We start from the raw sequence: 3,646 nt of genomic DNA, 5'->3' as shown, positions 1-3,646 counted from the left end.
GTGTAGGGCGGCCATGCCTTGAACCATTTCGCATCCTGCACCAGCGGCGGCGAAAGCGTGAGGATATGCGGATTGTCCGCCTTCAGCAGGTAGGGCAGGCAGGCCTGTGCGCAGACGAAGGTGCCGCGGCCATTGACGCCATGCATCAGGTCGTAGCGGTTGACCGGCGTATCGAGCGTGCCGGTAAGGCGGATTGCACTGGCATTGTTGACCAGAATGTCGATGCCGCCGAAGGCAGCCGCCGTTTCCGCCACCGCCTCGGCGACGCGTTTCTCATCGCGAATATCCACCAGCAGGGGCAGGGCCTTGCCGCCGGCTTCCTCAATCGCCGCAGCGGCGGTGTAGATCGTGCCTTCCAGTCGCGGATTCGGTTCGGCGGTCTTGGCGGCAATCGCGATGTTGGCGCCGTCGCGGGCGGCTCGCAGCGCGATCGCCAGTCCGATGCCGCGGCTGCCGCCGGAAATGAACAGGGTTTTTCCTTTGAGACTCATCTGGCGCTCCTTGGTTAATGTCGATTTATATGCAAGAATTTGCATACTCATTCAGTCCGTTGGAAAAGTCAAGCGGCACGCTTCGAGCGAAGAATCTTTTACACTGCTATCCCTACGATCAGAAATCATTTCACCATGGCACTTTCCCACGCGATTCTCGTTTCCCTGCTCGAGCAGCCGATGACCGGTTACGATCTCGCGAAGCAGTTCGATATGTCCATCGGCCACTTCTGGCGCGCCACGCATCAGCAGATCTACCAGGAACTGGCCAAGCTGGATGCGCAGGGAAGCATCAGCCCGACGGTGGTGGAGCAGCAGGCGAGGCCGAACCGCATCCTGTACAGCGTCACCGAGGCCGGTCGTCAGCATCTGCTGGACTGGGCCGCGGTGCCGTCGGCACCGGGCCAGATCAAGGAAGACCTGCTGGTGAAATGCTGTGCTCTCGGCGTCGTTCCCCGCGCCACGCTGCATGCGCAGATTCTCGAGCGGCGCAACGCCCACAAGGCCAAGCTCGACCTTTTTCTGAAGATCAAGGAGCGCGTCTTTCCCGATCCCGACCGCCTGCACGACACCGCGCTCGGCAGGTACCTGAGCCTCGCAGCAGGGATCGTTTATGAACGTGGTTGGATCAAATGGTGCGATGAGAGCCTGAAGCTGCTGGCGCCCTGACAAGGGCAGCCTGCAAGCATTATCTCTTCATGTCATCATGGCGCATGGCCGATCAATCCATACCCCTGTTTCCGCTCAACACCGTACTCTTCCCCGGCGGTTTGCTGCCGCTGCAAATCTTCGAAGTGCGGTATCTCGACATGGTCAACAAGTGCATCGCCAACGGCACGCCGTTCGGCGTGGTGCTGCTCACGCATGGCCATGAGGTACGACGGCCCGACGTGGAGGAAAACATTGCGCAGGTCGGCACGCTGGCCTCGATCACCGAATGGCACGCGCCGCAAACCGGCCTGTTGCAGATACGCTGCACCGGCACGACGCGCTTCCGCATCGATACGAGCGAACGGTTGAAGCATGGACTATGGGTGGCGTCGGTTACGCCGCTGGACAATGACCGCGTCGTCGCGGTGCCGGATGAATTGAAGAATACGGCGACCGCATTGGGCAATCTGCTTGCCTCGTTACGCAACGAGGGTGTTGCGGATGATGAAATGCCGGTCACGCTGCCGTATCGGCTGGATGAATGCGGCTGGGTTGCCAACCGGTGGTGCGAACTGCTGCCGATACCGGCGCCGCAAAAGCAGCGCCTGCTCAGTCTCGACAATCCCGTGCTGCGCCTGGAACTGGTGCAGGACATTCTCGGCGAGCAGGGATTGCTCACCTGACCTGATCCGTTCTCCGGGGATACCGGAGAACGGATCGAAGGATCGAAGTTAATACTGGCGGAACGTGCCGTCAGAGACGGTGAGGCGCACCGCCCTGCGATTGCGCAGCGTTTGCGTGGGGCATGGCGATGCCCGATTCATTCCGCAGGCGTTCGAGTACCGCTCTTGCCGCTGCTTCCGATGATGCCGGATTTTGACCGGTGATCAGGTTGCCGTCTTCGACCACATGCTCGGACCAGTCCGCACCCTTCGAATACTGTCCGCCATTCTGCTTCAGAACATCCTCGACCAGGAATGGCACGATATTGGTTAGCTGCGCGGCTTCTTCCTCGGAATTGGCAAAGCCTGTCACGCGCTTGCCCTCGACCAGCGGTTTGCCGTCGTTGCGGTGTGCATTCTTGAATACGGCGGGGCCATGACATACCGCTGCGACCGGTTTGTCCTGGTTGTAGATCGTTTCGATGACGAGGATGGAATCGCGGTTGTCGGCGAGGTCCCAAAGCGGGCCGTGTCCGCCGGGATAGAACACCGCATCGTAGACATCCGGATGAATGGACGACAGGGGCAGGGTATTGGCCAGCGCCTCCTGTGCTTCCGTATCCTGCTTGAAGCGGGTGATCGATTCGGTTTGCGATGAAGGATCATCGCTTTTCGGGTCGAGAGGCACCTGGCCACCCTTCGGCGACACCAGCGTGACTTCCGCGCCGGCATCCTTGAACAGGAAGTAGGGCGCGGCGAATTCCTCCAGCCACAGGCCGGTCTTCCTGCCCGTATCGCCGAGCTGGTCGTGCGACGTCATTACCATCAATATATTCATGCTGCAGCCTTCCAGGGAAAAAGAGGAAAAAGCGAGAAGGTGACGATGCCGTTGCGTCACCTTGCTTGTTCACGCAAGGGAGCAAATGGAATCCGGTTGTGCAGCCGCAAGCGCCGGCACAACCGGACAGGCGAATGGAGGCAATGCCTCCAGTGCCGGTTCAGGATCAGTGCTGAGCGACCGAACCGCGCCAGGCGCCTGTTTCCGTGCCGCGTGCCTCGACCAGTTCCTTGAACTTCTGCAGATTGCCGCGCAACTCCATGCGGACTGCGCCGATGGCGTCGCCGACCTGCTCGGCGATGTTTTCCGGTTCGTAGTCCATCTGTAGGGTGATGCGCGATGCGGTATCCGAGATGCGGTGGAAGGTCGCCACGCCGGCATTCTTCACGCCGGTGGTGCTGCGCCATGCGATACGCTCGTCAGGAATCTGCTCGGTGATCTCGGAATCCCATTCCTTTTCTTCACCGGCGACATTGGCGCGCCAGTGCAGGCGTGTATCGGTGAGTTGACGGATCTCCTTCACGCTCGTCATGAACTGCGGGAAATCCTCGAACTGCGTGAACTGATTGTAGGCGGTGCTAACCGGCACATTGAGTTCGATCGATTCGATCACTGAAGACGATAGGCCGGATGCGTTGCGGTTTTTCTTGAGCTGCTTCGACAAAAGGAAACCGCCGGCAGCAAGCGCGGCAACGGTAACAAATCTATTTAGCATGTAGTTCTCCTTGGTATAAGTGCTGGTCAAACAAATTAAATGTTTCAGTACATCACCACCATTTTGTTATTGCCAAAAACGGTATCCCATCTGCCTTCGTCGCATGGCTTGCACACCGCGCTCGGCGAAATGAAAACTCGATGAAAATCCATGTATCCCGCCTGCATTGCTGAGGCCGGGAAACATGTTCGTTCATCGACGAGTAGCAATGTGACATTGATGGAATAGTATGGTTCTGTTAATCACGAAGGAGACTTGAAAAGATATGGTTGCAACGTGATCCTGAGAG

Annotated in this window: 5 protein-coding genes; 2 read left to right on the top strand and 3 right to left on the bottom strand. The window is 58.7% G+C overall.

Going from position 1 to position 3,646, the window contains the following annotated elements; genetic code table 11:
• Positions 1 to 491 (bottom strand): SDR family oxidoreductase (locus V7080_RS24775; RefSeq protein ID WP_334191040.1); only part of this gene is annotated, 491 nt, incomplete at its 3' end.
• Positions 492 to 626: 135 nt separating this feature from the next.
• Here V7080_RS24775 and V7080_RS24770 point away from each other — a divergent pair.
• Together V7080_RS24770 and V7080_RS24765 are read left to right on the top strand one after the other, a co-directional pair.
• Positions 627 to 1,160: a PadR family transcriptional regulator gene (locus V7080_RS24770; RefSeq protein WP_334191039.1), complete on the top strand. Its 534-nt coding sequence runs from the start codon at positions 627 to 629 to the stop codon at positions 1,158 to 1,160.
• A gap of 44 nt (positions 1,161 to 1,204) precedes the next feature.
• Positions 1,205 to 1,825, top strand: a complete 621-nt coding sequence (locus V7080_RS24765) for an LON peptidase substrate-binding domain-containing protein (RefSeq protein ID WP_334191038.1) — start codon at positions 1,205 to 1,207, stop codon at positions 1,823 to 1,825.
• Positions 1,826 to 1,895: 70 nt separating this feature from the next.
• Here V7080_RS24765 and V7080_RS24760 read toward each other — a convergent pair whose 3' ends face one another.
• Positions 1,896 to 2,642, bottom strand: coding sequence for a type 1 glutamine amidotransferase domain-containing protein (locus V7080_RS24760; RefSeq protein WP_334191037.1), 747 nt, complete (start codon positions 2,640 to 2,642; stop codon positions 1,896 to 1,898).
• Between the two features lie 166 nt (positions 2,643 to 2,808).
• A complete protein-coding gene (locus tag V7080_RS24755; protein WP_334191036.1) occupies positions 2,809 to 3,357 on the bottom strand; it encodes an SRPBCC family protein in 549 nt (182 codons plus the stop codon).
• Positions 3,358 to 3,646 lie beyond the last annotated feature (289 nt).

Source organism: Noviherbaspirillum sp., from assembly GCF_036846085.1.
In the GTDB taxonomy this organism is placed as follows: Bacteria; Pseudomonadota; Gammaproteobacteria; order Burkholderiales; family Burkholderiaceae_D; genus Noviherbaspirillum.
Note: the sequence above shows the minus strand (reverse complement) of the source record. Positions and strands in the feature narration are given on the sequence as shown.

Bases quoted from the DNA above. Each gene is read 5' to 3' on its own strand.
- V7080_RS24755 (WP_334191036.1), bottom strand. From the start codon at position 3,357: ATGCTAAATAGATTTGTTACCGTTGCCGCGCTTGCTGCCGGCGGTTTC.
- V7080_RS24760 (WP_334191037.1), bottom strand. From the start codon at position 2,642: ATGAATATATTGATGGTAATGACGTCGCACGACCAGCTCGGCGATACG.
- V7080_RS24765 (WP_334191038.1), top strand. From the start codon at position 1,205: ATGGCCGATCAATCCATACCCCTGTTTCCGCTCAACACCGTACTCTTC.
- V7080_RS24770 (WP_334191039.1), top strand. From the start codon at position 627: ATGGCACTTTCCCACGCGATTCTCGTTTCCCTGCTCGAGCAGCCGATG.